This window comes from Streptomyces sp. NPDC052225 (genome assembly GCF_040679615.1).
Taxonomy (GTDB): Bacteria; Actinomycetota; Actinomycetes; order Streptomycetales; family Streptomycetaceae; genus Streptomyces.
The window spans coordinates 113,363-139,239 of the sequence record NZ_JBFAVD010000016.1 but is presented as its reverse complement, the minus strand read 5'-3'; the positions used below and the strand labels follow the sequence as shown (position 1 = coordinate 139,239).

22 protein-coding genes and 1 pseudogene are annotated in these 25,877 nt (G+C 72.6%); 8 read left to right on the top strand and 15 right to left on the bottom strand.

The annotated features are described in order from the left end of the window. The first annotated feature begins 21 nt into the window (after nucleotides 1-21). Nucleotides 22-2,382 (top strand): hypothetical protein, encoded by a 2,361-nt coding sequence (locus tag AB0L37_RS23415; RefSeq protein ID WP_365508634.1) that lies wholly within the window; start codon nucleotides 22-24, stop codon nucleotides 2,380-2,382. On the opposite strand, the gene AB0L37_RS23410 is transcribed toward AB0L37_RS23415, so the two are convergent. The 4 genes from AB0L37_RS23410 to AB0L37_RS23395 form a co-directional block, all read right to left on the bottom strand. After that, nucleotides 2,352-4,757, bottom strand: a complete 2,406-nt coding sequence (locus AB0L37_RS23410) for a right-handed parallel beta-helix repeat-containing protein (protein WP_365508632.1) — start codon at nucleotides 4,755-4,757, stop codon at nucleotides 2,352-2,354. The genes AB0L37_RS23415 and AB0L37_RS23410 overlap by 31 nt on opposite strands. 127 nt (nucleotides 4,758-4,884) lie before the next feature. Continuing rightward, nucleotides 4,885-5,481: a hypothetical protein gene (locus tag AB0L37_RS23405; protein WP_365508762.1), complete on the bottom strand. Its 597-nt coding sequence runs from the start codon at nucleotides 5,479-5,481 to the stop codon at nucleotides 4,885-4,887. 375 nt (nucleotides 5,482-5,856) lie between these two features. Further along, on the bottom strand, nucleotides 5,857-6,681 hold the full coding sequence (locus AB0L37_RS23400) for an MOSC N-terminal beta barrel domain-containing protein (RefSeq protein WP_365508629.1): 825 nt from the start codon (nucleotides 6,679-6,681) through the stop codon (nucleotides 5,857-5,859). Between the two features lie 41 nt (nucleotides 6,682-6,722). Continuing rightward, nucleotides 6,723-7,145, bottom strand: coding sequence for a DUF6643 family protein (locus tag AB0L37_RS23395; RefSeq protein WP_365508626.1), 423 nt, complete (start codon nucleotides 7,143-7,145; stop codon nucleotides 6,723-6,725). Between the two features lie 281 nt (nucleotides 7,146-7,426). Here AB0L37_RS23395 and AB0L37_RS23390 point away from each other — a divergent pair, with 281 nt between their 5' ends. Continuing rightward, nucleotides 7,427-8,641, top strand: coding sequence for a TerD family protein (locus tag AB0L37_RS23390; RefSeq protein ID WP_365508623.1), 1,215 nt, complete (start codon nucleotides 7,427-7,429; stop codon nucleotides 8,639-8,641). Between the two features lie 18 nt (nucleotides 8,642-8,659). Here AB0L37_RS23390 and AB0L37_RS23385 read toward each other — a convergent pair whose 3' ends face one another. Continuing rightward, the gene (locus AB0L37_RS23385; RefSeq protein WP_365508620.1) at nucleotides 8,660-9,835 is read right to left on the bottom strand and encodes a glycosyltransferase; all 1,176 of its coding nucleotides are present in this window, start codon (nucleotides 9,833-9,835) and stop codon (nucleotides 8,660-8,662) included. A 58-nt stretch (nucleotides 9,836-9,893) separates the two neighbouring features. Between AB0L37_RS23385 and AB0L37_RS23380 the strand changes: the two genes are divergently transcribed. Further along, entirely contained in the window at nucleotides 9,894-10,679 is a 786-nt protein-coding gene (locus AB0L37_RS23380; protein ID WP_365508618.1) for an aspartate/glutamate racemase family protein, read from the top strand. Between the two features lie 76 nt (nucleotides 10,680-10,755). Next, on the top strand, nucleotides 10,756-11,319 hold the full coding sequence (locus tag AB0L37_RS23375; protein ID WP_365508615.1) for a hypothetical protein: 564 nt from the start codon (nucleotides 10,756-10,758) through the stop codon (nucleotides 11,317-11,319). A 28-nt stretch (nucleotides 11,320-11,347) separates the two neighbouring features. Here the strand turns inward: AB0L37_RS23375 and AB0L37_RS23370 are convergent, their stop codons facing one another. After that, nucleotides 11,348-12,397, bottom strand: coding sequence for an O-antigen ligase family protein (locus AB0L37_RS23370; protein WP_365508612.1), 1,050 nt, complete (start codon nucleotides 12,395-12,397; stop codon nucleotides 11,348-11,350). 166 nt (nucleotides 12,398-12,563) lie between these two features. Further along, nucleotides 12,564-13,496 carry a LysR family transcriptional regulator gene (locus tag AB0L37_RS23365; protein WP_365508609.1) on the bottom strand — a complete coding sequence of 311 codons (933 nt, stop codon included), beginning with the start codon at nucleotides 13,494-13,496 and terminating at the stop codon, nucleotides 12,564-12,566. A gap of 70 nt (nucleotides 13,497-13,566) precedes the next feature. Here AB0L37_RS23365 and AB0L37_RS23360 point away from each other — a divergent pair, with 70 nt between their 5' ends. Then, entirely contained in the window at nucleotides 13,567-14,454 is an 888-nt protein-coding gene (locus AB0L37_RS23360) for an SDR family NAD(P)-dependent oxidoreductase (RefSeq protein ID WP_365508606.1), read from the top strand. Nucleotides 14,455-14,465: 11 nt separating this feature from the next. Here the strand turns inward: AB0L37_RS23360 and AB0L37_RS23355 are convergent. Together AB0L37_RS23355 and AB0L37_RS23350 are read right to left on the bottom strand one after the other, a co-directional pair. Next, a pseudogene (locus tag AB0L37_RS23355) lies at nucleotides 14,466-15,043 on the bottom strand (DinB family protein). Between the two features lie 267 nt (nucleotides 15,044-15,310). Further along, nucleotides 15,311-15,763 carry a MarR family transcriptional regulator gene (locus AB0L37_RS23350; RefSeq protein WP_365508604.1) on the bottom strand — a complete coding sequence of 151 codons (453 nt, stop codon included), beginning with the start codon at nucleotides 15,761-15,763 and terminating at the stop codon, nucleotides 15,311-15,313. A gap of 156 nt (nucleotides 15,764-15,919) precedes the next feature. Here AB0L37_RS23350 and AB0L37_RS23345 point away from each other — a divergent pair, with 156 nt between their 5' ends. The 3 genes from AB0L37_RS23345 to AB0L37_RS23335 all read left to right on the top strand — a co-directional run bounded on the left by AB0L37_RS23345 (nucleotide 15,920) and on the right by AB0L37_RS23335 (nucleotide 19,600). Next, nucleotides 15,920-17,371: an MFS transporter gene (locus tag AB0L37_RS23345; RefSeq protein ID WP_365508601.1), complete on the top strand. Its 1,452-nt coding sequence runs from the start codon at nucleotides 15,920-15,922 to the stop codon at nucleotides 17,369-17,371. 90 nt (nucleotides 17,372-17,461) lie between these two features. Then, a complete protein-coding gene (gene lnt / locus AB0L37_RS23340) occupies nucleotides 17,462-19,078 on the top strand; it encodes an apolipoprotein N-acyltransferase (protein ID WP_365508598.1) in 1,617 nt (538 codons plus the stop codon). Nucleotides 19,079-19,117: 39 nt separating this feature from the next. Further along, a complete protein-coding gene (locus AB0L37_RS23335) occupies nucleotides 19,118-19,600 on the top strand; it encodes an NUDIX domain-containing protein (RefSeq protein WP_365508595.1) in 483 nt (160 codons plus the stop codon). A gap of 23 nt (nucleotides 19,601-19,623) precedes the next feature. On the opposite strand, the gene AB0L37_RS23330 is transcribed toward AB0L37_RS23335, so the two are convergent. From AB0L37_RS23330 to AB0L37_RS23305, 6 genes are all read right to left on the bottom strand, one after another. After that, complete coding sequence (locus AB0L37_RS23330) at nucleotides 19,624-20,490, bottom strand: MurR/RpiR family transcriptional regulator (protein WP_365508592.1); 867 nt, start codon at nucleotides 20,488-20,490, stop codon at nucleotides 19,624-19,626. Between the two features lie 60 nt (nucleotides 20,491-20,550). Continuing rightward, nucleotides 20,551-21,852, bottom strand: a complete 1,302-nt coding sequence (locus tag AB0L37_RS23325) for a cyanophycinase (protein WP_365508589.1) — start codon at nucleotides 21,850-21,852, stop codon at nucleotides 20,551-20,553. Nucleotides 21,853-21,917: 65 nt separating this feature from the next. Next, nucleotides 21,918-23,144 (bottom strand): M20 family metallopeptidase, encoded by a 1,227-nt coding sequence (locus AB0L37_RS23320; RefSeq protein WP_365508587.1) that lies wholly within the window; start codon nucleotides 23,142-23,144, stop codon nucleotides 21,918-21,920. Further along, the gene (locus tag AB0L37_RS23315) at nucleotides 23,141-23,893 is read right to left on the bottom strand and encodes an amino acid ABC transporter ATP-binding protein (protein ID WP_365508760.1); all 753 of its coding nucleotides are present in this window, start codon (nucleotides 23,891-23,893) and stop codon (nucleotides 23,141-23,143) included. Before AB0L37_RS23315 ends, AB0L37_RS23320 begins: the two co-directional genes overlap by 4 nt. Nucleotides 23,894-23,943: 50 nt before the next feature. Then, the gene (locus AB0L37_RS23310; RefSeq protein ID WP_365508584.1) at nucleotides 23,944-24,885 is read right to left on the bottom strand and encodes an amino acid ABC transporter permease; all 942 of its coding nucleotides are present in this window, start codon (nucleotides 24,883-24,885) and stop codon (nucleotides 23,944-23,946) included. Nucleotides 24,886-24,887: 2 nt separating this feature from the next. Continuing rightward, on the bottom strand, nucleotides 24,888-25,844 hold the full coding sequence (locus AB0L37_RS23305; RefSeq protein ID WP_365508581.1) for an ABC transporter substrate-binding protein: 957 nt from the start codon (nucleotides 25,842-25,844) through the stop codon (nucleotides 24,888-24,890). Nucleotides 25,845-25,877 lie beyond the last annotated feature (33 nt).

Sequence of the window (25,877 nt, the reverse complement as noted above, 5' to 3'; positions counted from 1 at the left end):
CGGTACAGGAACGGGGGACATATGAACAAGGCGCGCGAGCACGAGAACGACGGGGCGGCGGACGAGACCGCCCTCGAACTCCTGGTGCACGGAGTCGGCGGCACCACACCGCAAGAGATGCTCGACGACCCGCGCACGGTACGGGTGGCGGGCGACGATACGGCCGCCGTCTTCCGCCGCGGCGAGGACGCCGACGCGGAGCGCAGGCCCGAGGAGTACCGCGGCAAACCGGTCCCCGAGGCGTACGTCTGGTGCAACCTCACCTCGGGCAACGGCTCGCGGGCGCTGTGGCTGTTGCTGCTCCCCTTCATGGTCGTCAACCTCGCGCACTGGATGCGCCCCAACGCCCGCCGCGCCTCGCGCACGGTACGCCTGTACGGCCTTCTGGTCCGCCTCATCGGGCTCACCCTGACCGTGCTGCTGGTGGCCGGAGCCTGCGAGGTCGCCCTCGACCTGACGGCGTGGCAGTGCGCGGGCACCGCCGCCTGCGCCGGGCGGCGCGCCTGGCTCGGCTTCCTGTCCGTGGACGCGCAGGGCGCCGGCGGCTGGTGGAGCCTGCCCGGCCGCCGCCTCGCCCTCGCCGCGCTGGTGCCCACCGCCCTGACGGCCCTGCTCTGGTACCTCTCGCACCGCACCTGGAGCGCGTACGAGTCCCAGCGCCCGCTGCCGCACCAGCCCGAGCCCGACGACGGCGACACCGGGCACGCCCTGGGCAAGCCCGGCTTCTGGTACGGGCGGCGCCTGGTGGCCCGGCTGCGCGCGGCGCACACCGCGGCGGGACTGCTCACCGTCGCCGCCGCGGTCGGCACCTCCGCGGCCGCCTTCGACCGGCGCCCCGGCGGCCCCGCCCTGCTCGACGTCCTGGGCTGGGTCCTCGTCGGCACCCTGATCGCCGGCACGCTCGTCGTCATCGGTGTCGTCGCCGACCGCGGCCGCAGCGAGAGCAAGGTCGACGACACGCTCGACCGTGCCCTGCTGCGCGCCCTGCCCTACGGGGCACTCGCCCTGCTCGCCCTGAGCATGGTGTACGCGGGCTGGTCGCGCCCCGGCTGGCACTCGAGCGGCCGGCTGCCCGGCGACGCGACGTTCGGCGGGATCGCCCTGGCCCAGGGAGCCCTGGTGGTCGCCCTCGCCGTCGTCGCGAAGGCCGTGCACCGCACCGCCCCCGACCACCGTGCCGCCCTGCGCGGCCTCGGCGGCCCCGCCACCGCGATGCTCGCCTGCGCCCTGGGCGGCGTCATGAGCGGCGGCATCGCCCAGCGGGTCGCCGACTGGCTCGACGGGACGAGCGGCCTCGTCAAGGGCCCGCCGGTGCTGCTCTCCTGGCAGGCCTCCGTGCTCCCGCCGCTCCTGATCGTCCTCGCCTTCCTGTGCGCCGCGCTGGCCGTGCGCACCGCCCGCCTCAAGAAGCGCGAGACAGCGCGGATCCCGCTCGAATACCACCTCGACGCCGCGTCCGGCGCCGACGGCGAGGCCCCGGACGCCTCCCGTACGTCGCGCATCGCGGGCACGCGCGCGCGTGCCGCCCTCACGGACCAGGCACCCGTGATGATCGGCGTGGTCTCGGCCGTGACCCTGCTCCTCGGCGGCCTGGCCGTGGCCGGAGCCTGGACGACGGGAAAGGTGCCGGGTGCCGCCGCCGAAGGCTCGTACGCGATCGTCCAGGGCGCCGCCGACACCGCGCAGGCGCTCGGCTCCTGGCTGATCGGCTTCGGCTTCCTGCTCTTCGTGACCTGGGGCCGGCGCGCCTACAAGGACCCGTCCGCCCGCCGCACCATCGGCATCCTGTGGGACGTGGGCACCTTCTGGCCGCGTGCCGCGCACCCCTTCGCGCCTCCCTGCTACGCCGAGCGCGCCGTCCCGGACCTGACCTGGCGCATGGCCACCTGGACGCGGGAGACCGGCGGCCGGCTCGTCCTGTCGGGCCACTCCCAAGGAAGCGTGCTCGCCGCGGCCGCCGCCTGGCAGCTGCATCCGTCGGTACGCAAGCGCGTCGGACTGCTCACCTACGGATCACCGCTGGAGCGTCTGTACGGGCGCTGGTTCCCGGCGCATTTCGGGCCCGCCGCGCTGACCGCCCTGCACCGCCAGGTCGACTGCTGGCGCAATCTGCACCGCAGGACCGATCCCATCGGCGGCCCGATCAACCTGCCCGGCGAGTGCGGACCCCAGGTCGACCACGAGGCGCTCCGGGACCCGCTCGCCTACGGCCGCACCGCCCGACACCCGCTGCCCGCACCGATCCTGGGCCACAGCGACTACCAGGCGGACCCGGTCTTCGCCGAGGAGCGGGCACGGCTCCTCGCCCGTCTCAAGCCGGGGCTGCCGCAGCAACGGCCCGAGAACGCGCCTCAGGGCAGCTCGGGCAGGTCCTCCGGGTAGAGCAGCGTCAGGGCGTCCTTGTCGGGCTCGTCGACCTGGGCGACCCGGCCCGCGTGCCGCTCCACCATCGACTCGAACGTCTGCCGGGCGGTGCGCCCGTTGCCGAACGCCGGGCCCTTCGGGATCGCCGTGAAGTACTTCAGAAGTGCTTCCGGCGTCCCGGCGGCGAGCCGGTACTCGTGCTCGTCGGCCTGCTGCTCGACGATGCGCAGCAGTTCCTCGGGGAGGTAGTCGGAGAAGGTGATGGTCCGTGAGAAGCGGGACGCCACACCGGGGTTGACCGAAAGGAACCGTTCCATCTCGGCCGTGTAGCCCGCGACGATCACGACGACCGCGTCCCGCTGGTCCTCCATCAGCTTCACCAGCGTGTCGATCGCCTCGCGCCCGAAGTCGCGGCCGGAGTCCTCCGGAGAGAGCGCGTACGCCTCGTCGATGAACAGGACGCCGCCGTGGGCCCGTTGGAAGGCCTCCTGGGTGCGGATCGCGGTCGACCCGATGTGCTCGCCGACCAGGTCGACGCGGGAGACCTCGACGAGATGGCCCTTGTCCAGGACGCCGAGCGACGCCAGGATCTCGCCGTACAGGCGCGCCACCGTCGTCTTGCCGGTACCGGGGGAGCCGGTGAACACCAAGTGACGCCGTACGGACGCCGCTTTGAGCCCCGCCTCCTGGCGCCTGCGGCCCACCTCGATCATGTCGGTGAGCGCGCGCACCTCGCGCTTGACGCTCTCCAGGCCCACCAGCGCGTCGAGCTCGCCGAGCACGGCCTTCGACGTACGCGAGGGCTCCGTCGCCTCGTGGGGGGCCGTGACGGTCCGCTGGTCGGGTACGGCGCTGAGCAGCCCGACGGTCTGCGTCGCGGTCTGAACGACCGGCTCCGCGGCGGCAGTTGAGCCCGGTCGTACGCCGCCGCTCTCGTCGCTGGTGCACTCCTCGACGAGCGGCCCGTCCTCGGCGAACTCGTAACCGCCGCGCGCGCACCGCTCCGTACGGCACTTCTTGAGGGTGGTGCGGCAGCCGTCGATGACGTGGAAGCCGTAGCCGCCGCTGCCCGAGACGCGACAGCCGTGGAAGCTGCCCCGGCCGCCCGCGGACACGTAGAAGCCGGCCTCGGCCGGGGAGGTCACCGTGCACCGCTCGATCGTCGGGTCGGCGCCCTTGGTGACGATCACGCCCGTCTGCGTCGCGTCCACCGTGCAGTTGGCGAGCGTGCCGCCGCTGCCGTGGTCGCGGAACCAGGCGCCGGTGGCGGCCTCCCGGATCCGGCAGTCGTCCAGCTGGGCGGTCGCGCCGTCGCTCACCGACACCGCGGTGTTGCGCACCTGCGACAGGTCGCTGTCGACGACGTCCACGCGCGAGCCGCGGTCGAGCACGAACAGCGCGTCCGGCACATCGTGCACCCGGCACGCCTCGAGCACGGCGGTCGCCCCGTCGCTGACCCACACCGCCGGGTAGTCGCCGGTACTGTCGTGGATCTCGCACTGGTTGGCGTCCACGCGGGTGCCCGGGTCCCACACCGACAGGCCGTTGCGCCCGAACCGGCGCACCGTGGAACGCGTCAGCGTGAGCACCGACCGCGAGCGCAGGTCGATCGCGTTCTCCGGGATGTCGTGGATACGGCAGTCGGCGAGGGTGAGCACCGCGTCGGTGTCGAGCGTGACGCCGTCGGCCGTCGTGCGGTGCACATCGCAGTCCGTGAGGTGCGCGCTCGCCCGGCCGGTGATCTGCACGCCGGAGCCCTTGACCTCGTAGACCTCGCAGCCGACGGCTTCGAGGCCGCTGTGCTCGCCCGTCACCGACAGGCCCGATCCTGACGCGTGGTGCACCCGGCAGCGCTCCAGACGCGGATGCGCGCCACCGCGCACGGCCACCCCGGCCTGTCCGGCCGCGACGACCTCGCACTCCTCGAACACACCGCCGCCGCCGTCGAGTACGGCGATGCCGACGCCGCCCGCGTTGTCGACGGTGCAGCGCCGCACGGTGGGGCGCGCGCCGCCGCGTACCTCGATGCCGGCCGCGGACCGCGTCACCACGCGCACGTCGGTGATCTCCGGGGCGCCCTCCTCGACGAGCAGCGCGGGCGCCGCCGAGTCCTGCCCCTCGACGTGCAGGTCCTGCACGGTCGCGGAGGAACGGACGGTCAGCGCGACCCCGTCGACCGGCGCGATGCGCACCGAACCGGGGGAGCCCTCGGGCCCGCGCAGCGTCACCGCGCGCTGGACGACGAGGTTCTCTCTGTAGGTGCCCGGGGCGACGGTCAGCACGTCTCCGTCACCGGCCGCTTCCAGGGCGGCGGCCAGCGACGCGTACTCACCCGTGCGGCGCCGCCACCGCGATGTGCCGGTGTGCGTCACCTGGACCGTGCCCTGTGCCATGGCGCTGATCTGCCCCCACCTCGTCGTACGCGGGTCGTCCTCGCGCCCTGCCCGGCGCGTGTCCTGCGAAAGGTGGGTCCACCGTAGCGTGCGCGGAGCACGGCAGTTGACCAGAGCGGAGAGCCCGTCAGCTGCCCGTGCCGGTCCTGCCCCAGTCGGGACCGGCGATGTCCCAGGCGCGGTCCCAGCGTGCGTAGCGGCGCTTGACCATGCGCCAGACGACCAGGCGGCGCGTGCCCTCGACCAGGCCGGTCACGACGACGGCCGCGCCGAATCCGGCCAGCACGGCGTGCGTCGCCGCGGTCGCCCGGTCGAGGGGGCGGCCCACGACCCGGCCTTGGTCGTCGGTCCACAGCGGGAACGTGTCGCCCGCGTGCGGGGTCTTCAGGCCGGCGAGGACGCGGTCGCGGTGGGCCGACCCGTCCGGCGCCGTCCAGGTGGCGATCACCCGGCTGTGGGCGTCCCGCGCGGTCGAGGTCTCGGGGTCGGGGTCGAGCGGCGGCTGCGCCACCTTCCGCACGACGGTCGCCGTGATCTCGTGACGCCGCTCGTGCTGCTCGGCCACGGAGCGGTACAGGGCGTCACGGGAGAGCGAGCCCGCGACGATCCCGAGGACCGGTGCGGCCACGACGATGAGGATCAGCGCGACCAGTGCGACCCACGCCTCCGCAAGGTCGGTCCCGCGGCGCAGCGGATTGTGCCGCCAACGCCAGAGCCCGAACATCGCACGCACGGCCTGCACCCCCTTCCGCTCCCGTCATAACCCGGTACGACGGTGCCCACGCGCGGGCGGGGAGAAGAGAGAGCGATGTCACCCCGCTCGACGACGCCGGCCCCGCGCCCGGACACCGATGGCTTCCGCCACTGTCATTGTCGCTCAACGAGCGTGTGCGGCTGCCGGGTTCCCCTGAGAGCCCGTCTTCGAACCCCCGCCTGAGCCCCGACGCCCGGCACGCACGCTCGGCGTGCGGCACCACACGACAGGTAGCTCCGCCGCATGACCTGCGACGCCGCACGCGGAGCGCACGCACCGAACGCCGCTGCGCCGGCCCTCCGGGCGGACGACGGGGGTTCAAAGACAGGCTCTTACGGGTGACGGTTATTCGAGGATCGTGATCGGGTCGCCGATGCGGACGGTTCCGGCCGACTCGGGCACCAGGTTCGTCCCGAAACAGAGCTGGTCACCGAAGCGCCGGTGGCGGGCGAGGGTGCGCAGCGGTTCCTTGCCGCGCTCCGCGGTCACCTGGTCGGTCGTGGTCACCACGCAGCGGCCGCTCTTCTTGGCGACACGGAACGCGACCTCGCCGATGGTGAGGCGCGACCAGTCGTCCTCCGCCCACGGTGCGGTGCCGGCCACGACCACATTCGGCCTAAAACGGTTCATGGGCAGCGGCCCCTCGTCGGCGTGATCGCCTTGTGCGATCAGGGAGTTGAGGGCATCGAGCGACGAGAGGGTCGTGAGCAGCAGCGGATAGCCGTCGGCGAAGCTCACCGTCTCGCCGGGGCGGCCGTACTGCGGGTCGATGGGGCGCCGGGTCGCCGGGTCGTCGAGGTGCATCAGGCGTATCTCGGACTCCAGGTACGCGCTCCACCAGGCGTGCGCCGCGTCGTCGGCGGGCACCGCCTCGACCTTGTCCTTCCAGACCTCGATGGTGGCCGTCGCGCCCGGCTCGGGCACTTCGACGGTCAGCGGCTTCATGCCGGGCGCGGACACACGAATACCGCCGCCGGGCAGTTGCTCGGCGGCGGCCAACGCAAGGCGTGGATGCGGGCGTTGCGTGACGATCTTGCTCGCGGCGTCGACCAGCACCCAGCGGCGGTCACCGGCGAGTCCCCACGGCTCCACGACCGCCTCGTGAGGCGCGTGCCCCCGGACCGCCTTGAGCGGGTGGACGTGGATCGAACTGAGCACGGGATGCGACATGGGGCCATCCTGCCAGCAGGCAGTGACAGCCCCGTGCGCGGTCAGTAACCCCGGTACTGCTGGCGGTTGTACGGATCCTCGTACGGCGCCGGGGCCGGCCGGGGCGCGGCGGGGCGCATCGCTTCGTAGCCGGTACCGGGGGCCTGACGCTGCTGCTGGGCCTGCGGGCCGGGGTAGCCGCGGGGCGCGGCCGCCTGCTGCGGGATGTAGGCCGTCGGCGCGGCCTGCATCGCGGCGGGCTGCTGCGATGCGTAGCCGTACTGCGGCGAGGGGGCGGCGGGGAGCGCGGGCAGTGCGGCCGGCAGCGCGGGCAGGTGGCTGCCGGTGTCGTACGCGGAGGGAACCCGGATCGGGGCGATCTGGGGCGTGCCCCGCTCTGCGACGAGGGAGTCGTAGATCGGAGTGTCCGGGAAGGACGGCGCGGAGTAGTAACCGCCGCCATAGGTGGAGCGGGGGGAGGTCATGGCACATAAGTTAAGCCCACGATGTGGTCGTTGGGGAGACCGATAAGAGGGTTCTTTTGCGTGTCGGGCGTGACTGTGTGTCCCCAATGCGAGCGAACTTGGGAAAAACGGTCGTCGTGTCGCGTTGTATTCGTGTAAAAGCCGCGCTCCCGACGGGTTACCGGCGGTTGGCCAGTGATCTTCGGTCGCGGCTCTGGGGCCGTCGTGGGGTCGGGGAATAGGTTGACGGGATCCGCCGGGAAGGCGGAGAACAACGGCGAAGCCTGGGGGCGGACATGAGCATGGCCAAGGGATCCAATGTCGCGGTGCCGGCTCCGGCGGTGCGCGTCGAATTGGGTTGGCGTTCGGGACCAGGAGTCCCCGACGCCGATGCCTCGGCGCTTCTGCTCGCTTCCGGAAAGGTCCGTTCCGACGCGGACTTCGTCTTCTACAACCAGCCCGTGCACACGTCAGAGGCGGTGCGCCACGAAGGCAAGCGCACAGCGGACGGCGCCGTCACCGACTGTCTCGTCGTCGATCTCGCCCGCGTGGAACCGGTGATCGAAAGGGTCGTCCTCGCGGCGTCGGCGGACGGCGGGGCCTTCGGTCAGGTGCCCGGTCTGTACGTCCGGGTCGTCGACGCGGCCACCGGCGCGGAGATCGCCCGGTACGACAGCGCCGACGCCACCGTGGAGACCGCCTTCGTGCTCGGCGAGCTGTACCGGCGACAGGGTGCATGGAAGTTCCGCGCCGTCGGGCAGGGCTACGACAGCGGCCTCGAAGGGCTCGCAACCGACTACGGGATCACGGTCGACGAACCGCAGCACGCGCCGTCCGCTCCGGCGCCCGTGGCGGCGCCCGCGCGGGTCGCCGAGCCCGTGCGCCTGACCAAGGTGACGCTGACGAAGTCGGCGCCCACGGTGTCCCTGGCCAAGCAGGGCGGCACCTCCGGTGCGCTGCGCGTGAACCTCAACTGGGAGGTGCGCAAACAGTTCAGCGGGTGGGGCAGCAAGCGCGGGCGGGCCACCGCGATGCACCGCGATCTCGACCTCGACCTGTGCGCCCTGTACGAACTGGCCGACGGCCGCAAGGGAGTCGTCCAGGCGCTGGGCAACGCCTTCGGGGCGCTGCACCAGCCCCCGTACATCCATCTCGACGGCGACGACCGCAGCGGTGCCGTCGCCAGCGGCGAGAACCTCACCGTGAACCTCGACCACAAGGACGCGTTCCGGCGCATCCTCATCTTCGTGACGATCTACGAAGGCGCGCGGAGTTTCGCCGACCTCCATGCGACGGTCACCCTGCAACCGCAGAACGGGGCGGCGATCGACTTCTCCCTGGACGAGTGCACCGTCCCCTCGACGGTGTGCGCGCTCGCGCTGATCACCCACGACGGCGGCGACCTCACGGTGCAGCGCGAGGCCCGCTACCTCGTGCCCGAGCGCGGCGTCAGCCCGCAGCGCACCGTGGACCACGCCTACGGCTGGGGCATGAACTGGACGCCGGGCCGCAAGTAGCGCTCCGCGGGCGGCGGTTCAGCGCTGTTCGGGCGTGGCGTCGGGACGTGCGTACGTGCGCCCCTTCCATGCCGCGCCCCGGCCCCTGTAGTGCTGCACCGCGGAATCGACCGTCATCAGCAGGTACAGGAAGGCGGTGAAGGGCAGCAGCGGCGCCAGCCACAGGGTCTGCCGGTAGTAGCGCAGCATCGGGATGTACGTCCCCGCCATCACCGCCCAGGCCGACCCGCCGAGCAGCGCGAGCGGGGCACTGTCCGTGGCGAGGCCGGCCAGCAGGGCGGCGGGCGGCACCAGATAGACCAGAGAGAGTCCGAGCACGGTCGCGAGCAGCACCAGTGGGTTGTGCCGCAACTGCGCGTAGGCGCTGCGGGAGACCATGCGCCACAGGTCGGCGAGGCGCGGATAGGGGCGCACGCTGTCGACGTGCTCGGCGAGACCCAGCCAGATGCGGCCGCCCGAGCGCTTCACCGCGCGCGCGAGCGACACGTCGTCGATGACCGCCTGCCGGATGGCGTCCGGGACATCGGCCCGCCGGGCCGCTTCGGCGCGCAGCAGGACGCAGCCGCCCGCCGCCGCGGCCGTCCGTGAGTTCTTCTTCGCGATCCGGCGGAAGGGGTACAGCTGCGCGAAGAAGTAGACGAACGCGGGGACCACGAGCCGCTCCCAGGCGCTCGCCACCCGCAGCCGGGCCATCTGGGAGACCAGATCGAAGCCGCCGGTCCGGGCCGACGCCACCAACTCCCTCAGGCTGTCCGGCTCGTGGGCGATGTCCGCGTCGGTGAGGAGCAGGAACTCGGGCTCGCGCGCGCGTGCCAGCTCGATGCCGTGCCGCACCGCCCACAGCTTCCCGGTCCAGCCGGCGGGCGGCTCACCGGGCGAGTCGATCGTCAGGGGGAGTCCGCCGCACCGCTCGGCCAGGGCGCGCGCCACCTCGCCCGTGCCGTCCGAACTGCCGTCGTCCACCAGGAAGATCTCCGCCCGGCCCGGGTACTCCTGCGCGAGCAGCGACGGCAGGCTCTCGGGCAGCACGGCGGCCTCGTCGCGGGCCGGCACCACGATGCACACGTCGGGCCACACGGCGGGGTCGGTACGGGGCGGCAGGCGCAGGTCGGTGCGCCAGAAGAACCCCTGGCAGAGCAGCAGCCACAGCCATGCGGCGAGCGAGGCCGCGGTGATCCACACAACGACGTCCATCCGCCGCAGTCTGCCCCACGCACGCCGTCCTGTCGGACCGATCGTCTATGGTTTCGGGGTGAAGATCGCGCTCATGGACTCGGGAATCGGACTGCTCGCGGCGGCCACCGCGGTACGGACCCTGCGGCCGGACGCCGATCTCGTGCTCTCCTCGGACCCCGACGGCCTGCCGTGGGGACCGCGCACCCCGCAGGACATCACCGAGCGCGCCCTCGCCGTCTGCGAGGCCGCCGCCGCGCACGGCCCGGACGCCCTGATCATCGCGTGCAACACGGCGTCGGTGCACGCACTGCCCGCCGTCCGCGCCCGGCTCGAACCGTCGATCCCCGTCATCGGCACCGTCCCCGCGATCAAGCCCGCGGCCTCCGCCGGCGGCCCCCTCGCGATCTGGGCCACGCCCGCCACCACCGGCAGCCCCTATCAGCGCACCCTCATCCGCGACTTCGCGGCCGGTGTCGAGGTCACCGAGGTGCCCTGCCCCGGCCTCGCCGACGCCGTGCAGTGGGCGGACGAGGACGGCATCGACCGGGCCATCGCCGCCGCGGCCGCCCTCACCCCCCGTGACGTACGGGCCGTCGTCCTCGGCTGCACGCACTACGAGCTGGTCGGCGAGCGCATCCGTGCGGCGGTGCAGCAGCCCGGTGCCGCCCCGGTGGTGCTGCACGGCAGCGCCGGCGCCGTCGCCGCGCAGGCCCTGCGCCGCATCGGTGAGCGCCCGCAGCCGGTGCCGGACGCGCGCGGCACCCTCACCGTGATCCTCAGCGGCCGGGAGGAATCGCTTCCGCAGGCCGCCCTGACGTATGCGGAAGGCCGCTCGTTGCAGGCCGTCAGCCACGCCGGGTGAGCGGGGCCACCGGTCCGGAGCAGTCACGCTCCGCGAGCCGGTGCCTTCGCCCCGGAACCTGAGTACGCTCGTATGCATGAGGGAACACGCCGCCGACGAGCACCCCGGGCGACGCACTTCCGCCCACCCGAGCGACATCTGGACCGGCCGCGCGCACAACCGTGTGCAGTGGCTCCTGGCCATGGGCGGCTTCGCCTGCCTGGCCCTGGGCATCGAGCTGGCCGTCGACAACTCCTGGGCGACGGGTATCGCCGCCCTGGCCATGTCGGTGGTGGGGCTGATCGCCGTGGGCCTGATGATCCTTTTCGGCACCCTCGCGTTCCTGCACGTCTCGGTGAAGGTCGACAAGGACCATCTGGAGGTGCGCTGCGGGCACGTGGGGCTGCCGCGCCGGCGCATCCCGCTCGCCCATGTCGTCGACGCCGACTTCGCGCCCCGGGTCACGCCCCGGCAGTGGGGCGGCTGGGGCTACCGCTGGCGTCCCGAGATCGGCACGGCCGTGGTGGTGCGGCGCGGTGAGGGCGTGGTCCTCAGCCTCGGTGACGGCCGCAAGTTCACGGTGACCGTGGACGACGCGGAGAGCGCGGTGCGGCACATCCGCGACCGCCTCAAGCCGACCGCCGCCGGCCCCGTCCTCTGAGACGGACCGTACGCTCGAAGACGAACGCTCAGTCGCGGCCGTCCCGGACACCCACCGGGGCGGCCGCTTCGTCGTGCGGCGGGTCGTCCTGGAGCGGCTCCGCGGTGGCGATGCCCGCCAGTAGGCCGACGCCCGCCGTCACGGTCGTGAAGCTCAGCGCGTTGCCGGCCGCGGCCATCGCGGCCACCGACGTCAGGGCGGCGCCCGCGGCGAGCACCACCGGGGTCGAGCGGGCCGAACGCCACAGCGCGTACAACAGCCAGCAGTAGGCGGCCGCGAGCAGGACGACGCCGAACACGCCCTGTTCCGCGGCCATTTGGAGGACGGCGGAGTGCGGTCTGCCGTCGGGCAGGGGGGACTGCGCGACGGTCGGGCTCAGCTGCTCGAAGCTGCCCGGACCCGAGCCGAGCGCTGGGTCGCGCTCGGCCAGGTGCAGCGCGTCGCGCCACAACAGGACGCGGTGCGGGGTGAGTTGCCCCTCGAGGGAGGCGGTCAGGCCGGTCGGCAGGATGCCCTTGGCGAGCGCGACACCGAGCCCCGCGACCAGGGCCGTGGCGAACCCCAGGCCCGCGAGCCCGAGCGCCCTGCGGCGCATCCGGGCCGTGGCGAGCGAGCACAGGACGACGCCGGCGCAGGCGGCGGCCCCGGCCCCCGAACCGACGGCGGCGGCGACCACCACGGCTCCGGCCGCCGCGCAATGCAGCGCGATCCGCACGGCCCTGCGCGAGGCCGACCACGCGGCGCAGCACAGCGCGCCGGTCGACAGGGCGAGCAGCGCCGCGGTGGCCCCGGCCCGGCCGAGCGGGGAGATCGTGTCGGGCGCGGGCACGGCGTGCGGAAGGACGAGTACAAGACACAGCCCGCCGACGCCGACCGCGCCGGACGCGGCGACCGGCACGAGCGCCCCGCCGATCCGCCCGCACGCGTATCCGGCGGCGACCGCCAGGACCGCGAGCAGGACGCCTTCGGGGCGGCCCGCCCGCGCGGTGGCCGTGATCAGACACCAGCCGGCGCACGCGCCGAGCACGGCGATCCCCGCGGCGTCGGAAAGACCGCGCCGCCGTCTGCCCCCCGTCACTCCCACCCCGTCGCCCCCCGACATTGACGGGCCCCGCACACGATGGCTGGTTCTCAGCGTCGGGGACTCGGCCACACGGTAACGGCTGGTGCGACGGTTTGTGCCGCAGTTGCGCAGGAACGTTTCCACGCAGGACGCGCCGGCCGCGGCAGCCCTGCCTCCACGGTCAGGCGGGCTCCACCGGAGCCTCGGCGTCGAGCGCCGTCGCGCGCAGGGCGGCGGCCACGCGCGTCACCGCCTGGGACGGCGGCCCGGGCAGGCGGGCCAGGAGCAGCCGCCGCTGTTCCTGCGGGCCGCCGCGGACGGGCAGGATGCGCACCCCGGGCGGCGCCGCGGCGACGAGCGAGGCGGAGACGGTGGTCAGGCCGCAGCCCGCGGCGACGAGCTGGAGCTTGGCCAGCCAGTCGCGGGCGGTGTGCGCGATCTCCGGCCGCTCGTCCAGGCCGGGCCACACGCCCATCAGCTTGTCCTCGCCGGACGAGGGCGCGGCGATCCAGCGCTGTCCGCGCAGGTCGGCGACGTCCACGTACGCGCCGTGTGCCAGGGGATGGCCGGTGGGGAGCGCGAGAAGCAGGGGGCGTTCGACGAGGGTCCGCAGGACCAGCGGCGGCGACTCGGCGTCGGGTGCGCGAAACGGTGGCGCGGAGGCGAGCAGCGCCAGGTCCAGACTGCCCGCCCGCAGCGCGCGGACCAGGGCCGGGGTGCCGCCCTCACGGGTGACGACCTCGAGGCCGGGGTCGCTGGCGCGCAGGGCGGCCAGCGTGCGCGGCAGCAGCACGGCGCCGGCGCTCGGCATCCAGCCCAGACGGACCGTCCCCGTCTGTTCGGGCAGGCCGGAGAGTTCCCTGGCGGTCGCGTCGATCTCGTCGAGGACGATCGCCGCGCGCCGCATGACGACCCGGCCCGCGGGGGTGAGCCGGGCTCCGTCGCGCCGCCGTTCGAGGAGTTCCGTGCCGGCCGCCCGCTCGATCGCGGCGATCTGGCGGGAGACCGCGGACTGCGTGTAGCCGAGCGAGGCCGCGGCCGCGGTGAACGTCCCCTGCTCGGCCACGGCGCGCAGGACGCGCAGCGCGGTCAGTGACACATCGGTGAAGTCCATGACGTTTACGCATACCATGCGTGCCGAACTTTCGTTGGACGCATGGATCTCGGGTTCCTACCGTGGAGCCATGACCACTTCACGTATCGCCCTCGTCACGGGCGCCAACCAGGGACTCGGCCGGGCCTTCGTCGAGGGGCTCGCGGCCCGTTTGGCCCCGCAGGACCTGGTCCTGCTCACCGGGCGCAGCGCCGAGCGGGTGGCCGACGCCGCCCGCGAGGTCGCCGGACTGCCCGCCACCCGCGCCCGCGTCGAAGGGCGGGTCCTCGACGTCACCGACACCGACGCCGTCGCCCACCTCGCCGAGGAGCTGCGGGCCCGGCACGGCGGCGTCGACATCGTCCTCTCGAACGCCGTCACCCGCGTGCTGCCGGACGAGTCGCAGGCCGCCCGCGCCGACGAGTTCATCGACGTCTCCAACACCGCCACGCACGCGATCCTGCGCTCCTTCGGCCCGGTGCTGCGCCCCGGCGGCCGGCTGCTCGTCGTCGCCAGCGGCCTGGGCACTCTCGGCCACCTCGACGGCCGCCTGCACCACCTCTTCGACGGCGCGAGCCTCGACCAGGTCGAGTACGCCGTCGAGTCGTGGCGCAGCGCCATCCACCACAAGACCGCCGCGGAGGCGGGCTGGCCTGTGTGGCTGAACGTGCCCTCGAAGGTCGCCCAGGTCGCCGCCGTACGAGCCGTCGCCGCCGAGCGCCGCGCCCGGGACCTCGCCGACGGCACGCTCGTCGCGTCCGTCTGCCCCGGCATGGTCGACACGGCCACCTCGCGCCCGTGGTTCAGCGACTTCAGTGGCGCCCAGTCGCCCGCGCAGGCCGCCGAGGCGGTCCTCGACCTGATCTTCGCCGAGGGCGTGGACCCGGCGCTGTACGGCGAGTTGGTCCGCTTCGGCGAGGCGCTGCCCTGGCACGACGGTCAGCCGCTGGTCGAGCAGGACGCGATGCTCGTGCCCTGACGCGCGGACCGCTACCGAGCCGCGGCGGACCGGGCGGCCCGCTCGATCTTCGCCCAGTGGGCCGCACGGGCTTCCTCGTCGATCGGCTGCTCGTGCTCGGAGCGCAGTCCGGTCCGCCCGTCGAGGCCCTCGCGGAGGATGTCGGCGTGCCCGGCGTGCCGGACGGTCTCGCCGAGGACATGGGTCAGGACGGCGAACAGATGGGTGTTGGGGGCCGGCTCCCGCCACCACGGCACGTGGCCGGGGGCATCGAGGGCGAGCGCGTCGATCGTCGCGTCGGAGTGCTTCCACGTACGCAGGTAGAAGGCGATGACCTGGTCCCGGGTCTCGTCCTCGGCCGCCCACAGATCGCTGCCGTCGGAGTCCTGCCACCGGGGCAGCGGCTCCGGGGACGGGCGGCCGAAGACCTCGCCGAAGTACCTGGCCTCGACGGTGGCCACGTGTTTGACCAGGCCGAGGAGGCTCGTCCCGGTCGCGCCAGCGGCCGGCGGGCGTCGTACTCGGACAGCCCGTCGAGTTTCCAGAGCAGGGCCTCGCGGTCGCGCCGCAGTCTGCCGTGCAGGTTGTCCTTGGCGAGTTGCTCGATCATGCGGTGCGAACCTTCCCTGGGCGGTACGTGGACGGGCGCCAGGTGAGAATCCAGCCGGCCGTGAGTATCGCTGCGACGCCCTGGAGCGTCAGAGAGCCGAGCAGCCCGGAGGTCTGGCCCTGGGCGTCCTGCGGCAGGGCGTCCGGGAACGGCCGCTGGAGGCCCGGACCGTGGGCTTGTCCCGTGCCGGCACGGTCCGCCTCGCCGGCGACGGGCTCCTGCTGAACTCTCGGCCTTCGCGGGGAACGCCGCCGCCCAGCTGACAGGTCAGGAGCGCGGCCAGGGCTGGCCGCTCAGGCGCTCCACGCTCGTGTTGAAGCGCTGCAAGTACCGCGCGAACGTCTTCACGTCGTCGGCCGACCAGTCCTCGAAGACCAGGTCCAGGTCCCTGACGTGGGCCGCGCGCTCGTCGTCCAGCTCCCGCTCACCCTGCTCGGTCAGCCGGAACTTGCGGGCCATCCCGCCCTCGGGGTCCGGGATCCGCTCCAGGAGCCCGGCCTTCACGGCGCTCGCCGTCTGCCGGTTGAGGGTGGAGGCGTCGAGCGAGAACGCCTCGCTGAGCTGGCCGATCGACATCGGACCCTGCACCCGGATGCGGCTCAGCATGATGTACGCGCTGCGCTCCATGCGGCCCTCGTGATGGCGGCGCTTGGTGCTGCTGAACTGGTGCCGGCCGAGCACCATGTGCTCGAACTCGACCAGGTGCGATGGCTTTTCCATGTGCGTGCGTCCTCCTGGCCCGACCGTATCCCAGGGCCTCTCGGCGCAGGAAATATGCGCGATGCACAGAGTATGTATGATGCACATCCTTCGCACATCTTCAGAGCTCGTACGTCTTCAGAGTTCCGTGCATCTTCAGAGATTGAGGAGTCCGTCATGGATGCCCCCCAGTCGAGCGGCCGGTCGGGCGGCATCGTCGCCACCCTCGCGCTCGCCGGCACCGTCGCAGCGATCATGCAGACGCTGGTGACACCGCTCATCGCCGAGCTGCCGCAGATCCTCGACACCTCGTCGTCGAACGCGGCCTGGGTGGTCACCGTCACCCTGCTCGTCGCCGGCGTCTGCGTGCCCGTCTCCGGTCGCCTCGGTGACCTCATCGGCAAGCGCCGCACCATGCTCATCTGCGTCGTGCCGCTCATCGTCGGCTCCGTGGTCTGCGCGCTGTCGTCGTCCGTCGTGCCGATGATCGTCGGACGAGGTCTTCAGGGCATGGGGATGGGCATGGTGCCGCTCGGCATCGCCCTGCTGCGCGACGTCGTGCCCACCGAGAAGCTCAGCGGTTCCATCGCGCTGGTCAGCGCTTCCATGGGCATCGGCGGCGCGATCGGCCTGCCGATAGCCGCCGCCGTCGCGCAGTACGCGAACTGGCGGGTGCTGTTCTGGGGCTCCGCGGTGCTCGCCCTGGGCATCGGCGTCCTGATCTTCGCGATCGTGCCCGACGTCCCGGCCGGCGCCAAGGGACAGCGCTTCGACGCCGTCGGCGCGGTCGGCCTCGCCATCGGCCTCGTCTCGCTGCTGCTCGCCATCTCCAAGGGCGCCGACTGGGGCTGGACCTCGGGCACGACGCTCGGTCTGCTCGCCCTCGCCGTCGTGGCGCTGCTCGCCTGGGGCTTCTGGGAGCTGCGCACCCGCGACCCGCTGATCGACCTGCGCACCACCGCCCGCCCGCGCGTGCTGTTCACCAACGCCGCCTCGATCCTCATCGGCGTCGGCATGTACTCGTTCATGCTGATCGCGCCGCAGCTGCTCCAGTTCCCCGAGGCCACCGGCTACGGGCTCGGCCAGTCGATGCTGGCGGCCGGCCTGTGGATCGCGCCCGGCGGCGTCATGATGATGCTCATCTCGCCGCTCGGCGGAAAGTTGATCAACGCCCGCGGCCCGAAGACCGCGCTGATCGGCGGCGCCGTCGTGATCGCCCTCGGCTACGCCGCCGCGCTCCCGCTGATGGGCACCGCCTGGGGCATCATGCTCGCCGGCATCGTCATCAACAGCGGTGTCGCCCTCGCCTACGGTGCCATGCCCGCCCTGATCATGAGCTCGGTGCCGCTGTCGGAGACCGCCGCGGCCAACGGCTTCAACACCTTGATGCGTTCGCTCGGCACCACGATCGGCTCCGCCGTGATCGGCGTCGTGCTGGCCCAGATGACGGTCTCCCTGGGCGGCTACACCATCCCCTCCGAGGACGGCTTCCGCACGGGCCTGATGATCGGCTGCGGGGTGGCCCTGGTGTCCGCCGCCGTCGCCGCGTTCATCCCGGCGCTGCGCAAGCCGGACACGGCCGAGGCCGCGGACGCGACGTCGGCCGCTGCCGACCCCGCCCGCGCCTGAGCCTGCGCCGCCGTTCCTCGCTGCTCGGCGCGGAACGGCGGCGGACGACCGGCATGTCGCCGGGACAGAGGCGCGCCGTACACTCCCCGGGTGACCGCCACCGCACCTCCCGTCGCCCCGTCGGGTGAGCCCGCCGCGCCGCCCGTTCGCCCCTCCTACCTGCGGCGGCTCGCGCCCGTCGCCCTGGCGGCGGCTGCCGGAGTGCTCCTGTACCTGAGCTTCCCGCCCCGCGAACTGCCCTGGCTGGCACCGCTCTCCTTCGCCCTGTTCGGCGTCGCCGTGTACGGGCGCAGGATGCGCGCCGGATTCGGCCTCGGGCTCGTCTTCGGCCTCGCCTATCTGGTGCCGCTCCTGTCGTGGACCGGCGTCGACGTCGGCCCCCTGCCGTGGCTGGCGCTCGCCGTCGCCGAGGCGCTCGTCCTGTCCCTCGCCGGCCTGGGCATCGCCTACGTGTCGCGGCTTCCGCTCTGGCCCCTGTGGGCGAGCGGTGTGTGGATCGCGGACGAGGCGCTGCGCGCCCGCTTCCCGTTCGGCGGCTTCCCCTGGGGCAAGGTCGCGTTCGGCCAGCCCAGCGGCGTCTTCCTGCCGCTCGCCTCGCTCGGCGGCACCCCGCTGCTCGGCTTCGCCGTGGTGCTGAGCGGCTTCGGCCTGGCAGCCCTGGCCCTGCGTCTCAAGGACGTACGGAGCAAGGACGCGGAGAGCAAGGGCGTACGCGTCCTGCGCGACGGCGGTGTCCTCGCGGCGGCCGCCGTCACCGTCGCCCCGGTCCTGGCCGGCCTCGCCGCCCTGCCGCTGGTGTCGAACGCCGCGCAGGACGGCACCGCGCGCGTGGCGCTCATCCAGGGCAACGTGCCGCGCATGGGCCTCGACTTCAACGCCCAGCGCCGCGCCGTCCTCGACTACCACGTGCGCGAGACCATGAAGCTCGCCGCGAAGATCAAGGCCGGCGAGGTGAAGCGGCCCGAACTCGTGCTCTGGCCGGAGAACTCCTCCGACATCGACCCGTACGTCAATCAGGACGCCTACGACGAGATCCAGAAGGCCGCCGAAGCCGTCGGCGCGCCGATCTCGGTCGGCGCCGTCGTCACGGCCAAGGACGGCTCGCCCCGCAACCGGCTCATCCTGTGGGACCCGAAGACGGGGCCCGGCGCCACGTACGACAAGCGGCATCTCCAGCCGTTCGGCGAGTACATGCCGTACCGCGGCTTCTTCCGGATCTTCAGCAAGGACGTCGACCGGGCCGGCAGCTTCGTCGCCGGGAAGAAGGCCGTCGTGTTCGACATGAACGGGACGAAGGTCGGCAACGTCACCTGCTACGAGGCCGCGTTCGACGACGTCGTCCGCGACCAGGTGCGAGAAGGCGCCCAGATCCTGTCCGTGCCGAGCAACAACGCGACGTTCGAGCGCAGCCAGATGACCTACCAGCAGCTCGCCATGGACCGGGTGCGCGCCGTCGAGCACGGCCGCGCCGTGATGGTCCCGGTCACCAGCGGTGTCAGCGCGGTCATCAGGCCCGACGGGTCCGTCGCCCAGAAGACCGGCATGTTCGAGGCCGACACGCTCCTCGCCGACGTCCCCAAGCGCACCTCCCTCACGCTCGCCACGCGCGCCGGCGTGTGGCCCGAGGTGCTCCTGGTGGCCATCGGTGTCGGCGGGCTCGGCTGGGCCGTCGCCCGCTCGCGCGCGGGGCGCCGCACGGACGGCTGACCGGCCGGGCCGACGGGTCGTACGGATAGGGTCGAGCACATGTCGACCCCTGACTTCATCCGTACGATCCGGGCCTCCGCGGGCCACGAACTGCTCTACCTGCCGGGCGTCACCGCCGTCGTCTTCGACGACGAAGGGCGCGTGCTGCTCGGCCGGCGCGCCGACACCGGCAAGTGGGCGGTCCCGGCCGGCATCGCCGAACCCGGCGAGCAGCCCGCCGACGTCGCCACGCGCGAGGTCGAGGAGGAGACCGGCGTCGAGTGCGTCGCCGAGCGCGTCGTCCTCGTCGAGGCGCTGGAGCCGATCACGTATCCGAACGGCGACCGGTGCCAGTTCATGGACATCACGTTCCGCTGCCGGGCCACCGGCGGCGAGGCCCGGGTGAACGACGACGAGTCGCTCGAGGTCGGCTGGTTCGACCTGGATGCGCTGCCGCCCCTGTCGGAGCACAGCAGCTTCCGCATCAAGCAGGCCACGCAGGAGGGGCCGGCCTGGTTCCGGGGAGACTCGACGACGACCTGAGCGCGGCCCGTCGCGGGCCGCTGCTACAGCAGGCCGGTGGCCCGCGCGAGCCGCTCGCCCTCCTTCAGGCGTGCGTGCCCTTCCTCGCCCAGAGCCCGCACCAGACCGGCCACCACCGTCTCGATCACGGCCATGGTCGGCACGAGACTGTCGTACGGGGACGGAGCGGTCACCTGGGTGGCGAGCACCACCTCGCTGTGAGCGGCGGCCGGTGACAGCCAGGCGTCGGTGAACAGGACGACGCGGCCGCCGCGTTCATGGAGAAGCTCGGCGAGCGCCGCCTTGTCCGCCTCGTAGCGTCGGTAGTCGAAGACGACGAGGACGTCCCGCCTGCCCCAGCTCGTCATGGCGGCGGTGCGTTCGACGGCCCGCTCGGACAGCACGGAGACGCCGTCGCGCAGTTGCATCAGATGCAGGGCCAGGTACTGGGCGAGGTGGTGGGTGAAGCGGCCGCCTGTGAGCGTGATCCGTCGTTTGGGATCGCCGAGGAGTTCAAGGGCACGCTCCAGGTCGTGCGGCGGCAGCTCGTCGTACGTCTGCGCGAGCGCGGCCGTGAAGACCCGCCGTCCCTGATCCAGCAGGCTCTCGTCGTCGGCCGGCTCGCGTGTGCCGCGGTTCTCCGCTTCGTAGAGGGACAGGGGGGAGGCGCTGCGCTCCTCCAGCTCCGTGCGCAGTCCGGCCTGGAAGTCGGGGAAACCGCGGAAGCCGAAACGGCCGACGAACCGGAGGACCGTGGGTGCGCTGACGCGGGCGCGTTCGGCGACGGCGGCCACCGTCTCGAAACCGGCGGCGGGGTAGTCGGCCAGGAGCACTCTGCCGACCCGGCGCTCCGCTGGGCTGAGTTCCCCCAGCTGCTGGCGGATGCGGTCGGCGAGAGTGCCCTGGGCCATGAAACGGTTCCTTTGCGGGACGTTGAGGAGGCAGACTCTAGCGCTGCGCTACGCCGCTGCTCAGCCCGCGTCCACGTCCAGACGAAGATCTACAAGCGTCTGCGGCGTACGGCCGTCCGCACTCAGCGCACGAAACCCACGCGGCTCGGTCAGCGTCACCGTGAAGCGAGGCGTGTTCTCGTACGTGGTCGCCATGGCGGTGCGCTGCGTGGAGGCGGCCAGCGCTCGGGCTGTGCCACGCAGGCTGTAGGGCGTGCCGGCGGGATTGTCGGGGGAGTGGAACACGTCGGTGTTGGGCGGTACCGCCTCGTGTGTCGTCGGTTCCGGGCGACGCTTGTCGGGGGCGACCACGGTGCCGGTACGGGGCATGTAGCTGTCGCCCGACGTCAGATACGTGTAGCGGGCGTTGTGCAGGTGCCAGCCCGCAGGCCCCTGGCCTGCGTGGGCCCCGGACAGGTCCAGGACGCTGACCCCCTGGCTGCCGATGACGCGCACGCGCTCGCGTGTGCTGCCCGCGCGGTCCACGACGAGGGCGGAGTCCTCGTCGAGCGCGTAGACGAGATCGTGTCCGGTGTCGGCGGCCAGGCGCAGCGCGCGGCCCTCACGTCCCGTGGTTCCGGTGTGGGTGTCGATCAGGCCGGAGCGCAGGAACCCGAATCCGCCGCGGGGGAGATGGCCTAGGACGGTCGGGTCGTCGAAGTAGCCGGGCCTGCTGCCGTCGCGCAGCCCGGGGTAGGAGTCGCCGCCGGTGACCATGTCGGGGCCGGACGCGATCTGCGCGCCGGCGCTGGATCCGGAGACGACCGCGCCGTCGGCCAGCTTGGCGCGGATCGCGGCGAGCACCTTGGAGTCGGTGTGCCGCTCGCCGTGCAGCAGGCTGGTGACGTACCGGTACTGGTCCCCGCCGCCGAAGAAGAACCCCGACATCGAGTTGATCCGCGCGACCACCGCGTCGGAGTCGGCGTTGGCGAGATGGTCCAGGTCCACCGGGATCCACTGGGCGTCCGCGGCGCCGTGACGGCGGAACAGACCGGCGTAGTACGCGCCGTTGCAGGCGGAGTTGCTGCACCGGTCGGGATCGTTCGCGTCGGGGTCCTGGCTGGCGGGGACCGAGCCCGCCGTGAGGATGCCGATGCGCGCGTGCCCGGCGCCGCCCGCCCGGCGGATGATCTCCCCGAAGACCTGGGTGTTGTCCTCCTTGAGGCCGCCGCCGACCAGGACCAGCGACCCGTTGCCGTGGTGCGGGGGGACGGAGGACGGCACGGCGGTTGTCGGGCTCGCGCCGACGATGACGAGTGAGACGGTGACGGCGGCCGCGCCGAGGGCGCGGCGCGCTGAACTGCGGTGAAGGCGAATGCCCATCGTGGTGTGCTCCCAGAGAAGGTCGGGTCGCGCTCATGAACTGACGTCGTGCACTGGTGCGTTGCTCACCGGGGCAGTGCGCCGGGCCGGTTTCCCACGTCGGCGATGAGCGTGGCCAGCAGCGCGACGCGCTCGGGGACGGACGACACGTCCAGCCATTCCAGGGGGCTGTGGTCGCCTCCTCCGACGGGCCCGAGACCGTCCAGTACGGGTGTTCCGGTCCCGGCGATGATGTTCGCGTCCCCGACTCCGCCCGTCGCCGTCGTCCCGAACCTCAGCCCCAGCGAGTCGCCTGCGCGCAGCGCCGTCTCGGCGAGGTGGGCGGCCTGCGGCGTGCTCTCCATGGGCGGGCACAGGTCGGTGACCTCGACCGCCGCACGGGTGCCCGGGACCAGCGGTGTGCGGACGAGGTCCTCGACGGCGGCGCGGCAGTCGTGCAGGGCACGGGTGCTCGCCGACCGGATCTCCACCGACAGTTCGGCGTCCGCCGGAACGATGTTGGGCCGCGAACCCGCGCGCACCACACCGACGTTGACGCTCACGCCCGGAACCCGGCCGTTGAGGGCTTGCAGGGCCACGATGAGATGGGCCGCGGCCAGGGCGGCGTGGGCGCCGCGTTCGGGTTCGATCCCCGCGTGCGCCGCGCGCCCGGTCACCGTCACCCGCAGGTCGGCCACCCCCTTGCGGGCGACGACCAGGTCACCGTTCTCCCGCGCGCACTCCAGCGCCAGCGCACAGTCGGCCCGCGCCGCTTCGGCCTCCGTCGCGGGGCGGCTGACGGGGGACCCGATCTCCTCGTCGGGGGTGGCCAGGAAGACGAGTTCGGCGTACTGGTCGAAGCCGAGGCCGTCGAGGAGCTCGATGGCGTGCAGGCCGGCCAGGATTCCGCCCTTGTCGTCACTGACGCCGGGACCGTACGCGCGATCCCCGTGCACGGTGAACGGGCGGGCGGCAGCCGTCCCGTCGTCGAACACGGTGTCCATGTGACCTGCAAGCAGGATGCGGCGGCCGGAGTCGACCCGGGCGAGCGCCCCCGTACGACGGCCCACCAGAATGTCTCCGGCCCGCTGCCCGGTCGGCAGCGTGCCGCCGGAGAGGCGATCGACGCGGAAGCCGTGACGGTACAGCCGTCCCTCGATCCAGTCCGCGACCCGGTTCACCCCGTCGGCACTGTACGAGCCGGAGTCCACGGCGACGAGGGCGGCCAGGTCCTTCAGATAGCGGGGCAGTGCCTCGCGAGCGTGTGCCAGCAGCAGATCCGTCGCGGGACGGCCGGCGACCGGGGCGCTCACAGGACCTTGGACAGGAAGGCACGGGTGCGCTCCTGCCGGGGCCGGTCGAGGACATCGCGGGGGCTGCCCGCCTCCACCACCGCGCCGTCGTCCATGAACACCGCGGTGTCGGCCACTTCGCGGGCGAAGCCGATCTCATGGGTGACGACCACCATGGTCATGCCGTCCTCGGCGAGCGAGCGCATGACGTCCAGGACGTCGCCCACCAGCTCCGGGTCCAGCGCGGAGGTCGGCTCGTCGAAGAGCATGAGACGCGGCTTCATCGCCAGTGCCCGTGCGATGGCCACGCGCTGCTGCTGGCCGCCGGACAGCTGGGCGGGATGGTGATCGGCCCGGTCGGCGAGGCCGACGCGGTCGAGGAGCTCCATCGCCTCCTCGCGGGCCTGCGCCCGCGCCCGCCGGGCCACGCGGACGGGCGCCTCGGTGACGTTCTCCAGAGCGGTCAGATGCGGAAAGAGGTTGAAGCGCTGGAAGACCATGCCGATGGAACGCCGGTGCTGGGCCACCTCACGCTCCCGCAACTCGTGCAGGCGGCCGCCCTGTTCGCGGTATCCGACGGGCACGCCGCCCACGGTGAGCCGGCCGCCGTCGATCTTCTCCAGGTGGTTGACGCAGCGCAGGAAGGTGGACTTGCCTGATCCGGAAGGGCCGAGCAGGCAGCACACCTGACCGGGCTCGACGGTCAGGTCGATGCCCTTGAGGACTTCCAGGCGGCCGAAACTCTTGCGGACGCCCTCCGCGCGCACCATCGGCTCGACGGTCGTGAGCGTCGGGCCGGGGGCGGCAGGCGAGGTGGTGGTCATGCGGGGTCCTTCACGGTCTTGTGCGCGGTGAACAAGCGGGCCAGCGGCGAGGTGCGGCCGTCGGACCGGCCGCGTCCGTAGCGGCGCTCCAGCCAGGCCTGGGGCAGACTCAGCAGGCTGACCAGCGCCAGGTACCAGATGCTGGCGACCATGAGCATGGGGATGACCTGGTAGTTCTGCGCGTACACGTCCTGGATGTTCGACATCAGGTCGTGGGCCGCGATCACGGAGACCAGCGCGGTCATCTTGAGCATGTTGATCGTCTCGTTGCCCATCGGCGGGATGATCACCCGCATCGCCTGCGGCAGGACGATCCGCCGCATCGTCAGGGCCGGTCGCATGCCCAGGGAGTGGGCGGCCTCGGTCTGGCCGGGGTCGACCGACTGGATGCCGGCGCGCACGATCTCGCTCGCGTAGGCGGCCTCGTTCAGACCCAGTGCGAGGAGAGCGGCGACCGAGGGGGTGAGAAGGGAGTTCGTGTCCCCGCTGAAGAAGGTGATGTCGGTGAACGGGACACCGATGAGCACCTTCTTGTAGAGGGCGGCCGCGTATCCCCAGAAGATGATCTGGACGAGCAGCGGCGTCCCGCGGAAGATCCAGACGAACAGGCTCGACAGCCCGTACAGGACGGGGTTCCGCGACAGGCGCAGCACGGCGAGCAGCGTGCCCAGGACGAGGCCCAGCGTCATCGCGGCAGCGGTCAGCCACAGCGTGGTGACCAGGCCGTCGAAGATCAGCCCCTTGAAGAGGTAGTCGCCGACGATGGCCCAGTGCAGGTTCGCGTTGCGGGCGAGCGACCCGATCAGGCCGGCGACGGCCACCAGGGCGGCGAGCGCGGCGATCCAGCGGCCCCAGTGCCTGACCGGCACGATCCGCGGCTCGTCGGGAGGCGGCGCGTCGGTGCGGGACGTGCCCGCGGTGACGGATGCGGTGGTCATGGTCAGTCCACCGCCGCGTTCTTTGTGGCGCTCTTCAGCGCGATCGACGCGACACCGTACTTGGCGTAGATCTTCTCGACCGTGCCGTCGTCGATCAGCGACTGCAACGCCTTGTGCACGGCGTCGGTCAGCCGGGGCAGCTTCTTGGATACGGCGATGCCGTTGGGCGAAGCGTTGTACCCGCCGGGCGCTTCGGCGTCCTCGACCAGGTCGAAGGCCTTGCCCGCGTCGGCGGTCTTGGCGGTCCAGCCGGCGGCCGGCTTCGTCAGGACTTCGGCCTCGACCTTGCCGGAGCGCAGGGCCAGTTGGGCGTCGGAGTCCTTCGGGAACGTCTGGATCTCGGCCTTCTCGCCGCCGCACTCCCGCTGGTGTGCCTTGAGCAGCTTCAGCTGATTGGTCGCGGCCTGCACGGCGACCTTGCGGCCGCACAGGTCGTCCAGCGTCCTGATCTTCCGCGGGTTGCCCTCGGCCACGAGGATGCCGGAACCCGACTGCGAGTAGTCGACGAAGTCGACGACCTGCTGGCGCTCCTTGTTGTCGGTGATCGCCGACATGGCAGCGTCGAACTTGCCTGCCTGGATGGCCGGCACGATGCCGTCGAACTTCTGCGGCGTGAACGTGAAGTCCACCCCGAGCCGCGCCCCCAGGGCCTGCCCCAAGTCGTAGTCCAGGCCGGTCAGTTCGGTGCTGCCCTCCTTCACGAACATCTCGAAGGGCGCGTAGGGGACGTCGGTCGCCACGCGGACCGTGCCGGACTTCTTGATGGCGTCCGGGAGCGCCGCGTGCAGCGCCGCGCTCTTCTTGACCGTGACCCCGGCGATCTTCAGGGACGCGGGGGGCTTCGCACCCGGGTCGTCCGAGGCGCTGTCGCAGGCGCTGAGCAGACAGACGAGCGCGGTGCTGGTGGCGGCCAGGACGAGGCGGCGTGATGCGGATCTGCGAGGTGGTCTGGAAGTCACGGAGGGTTCCTCACGCTTGCGGCGGAGCCGATG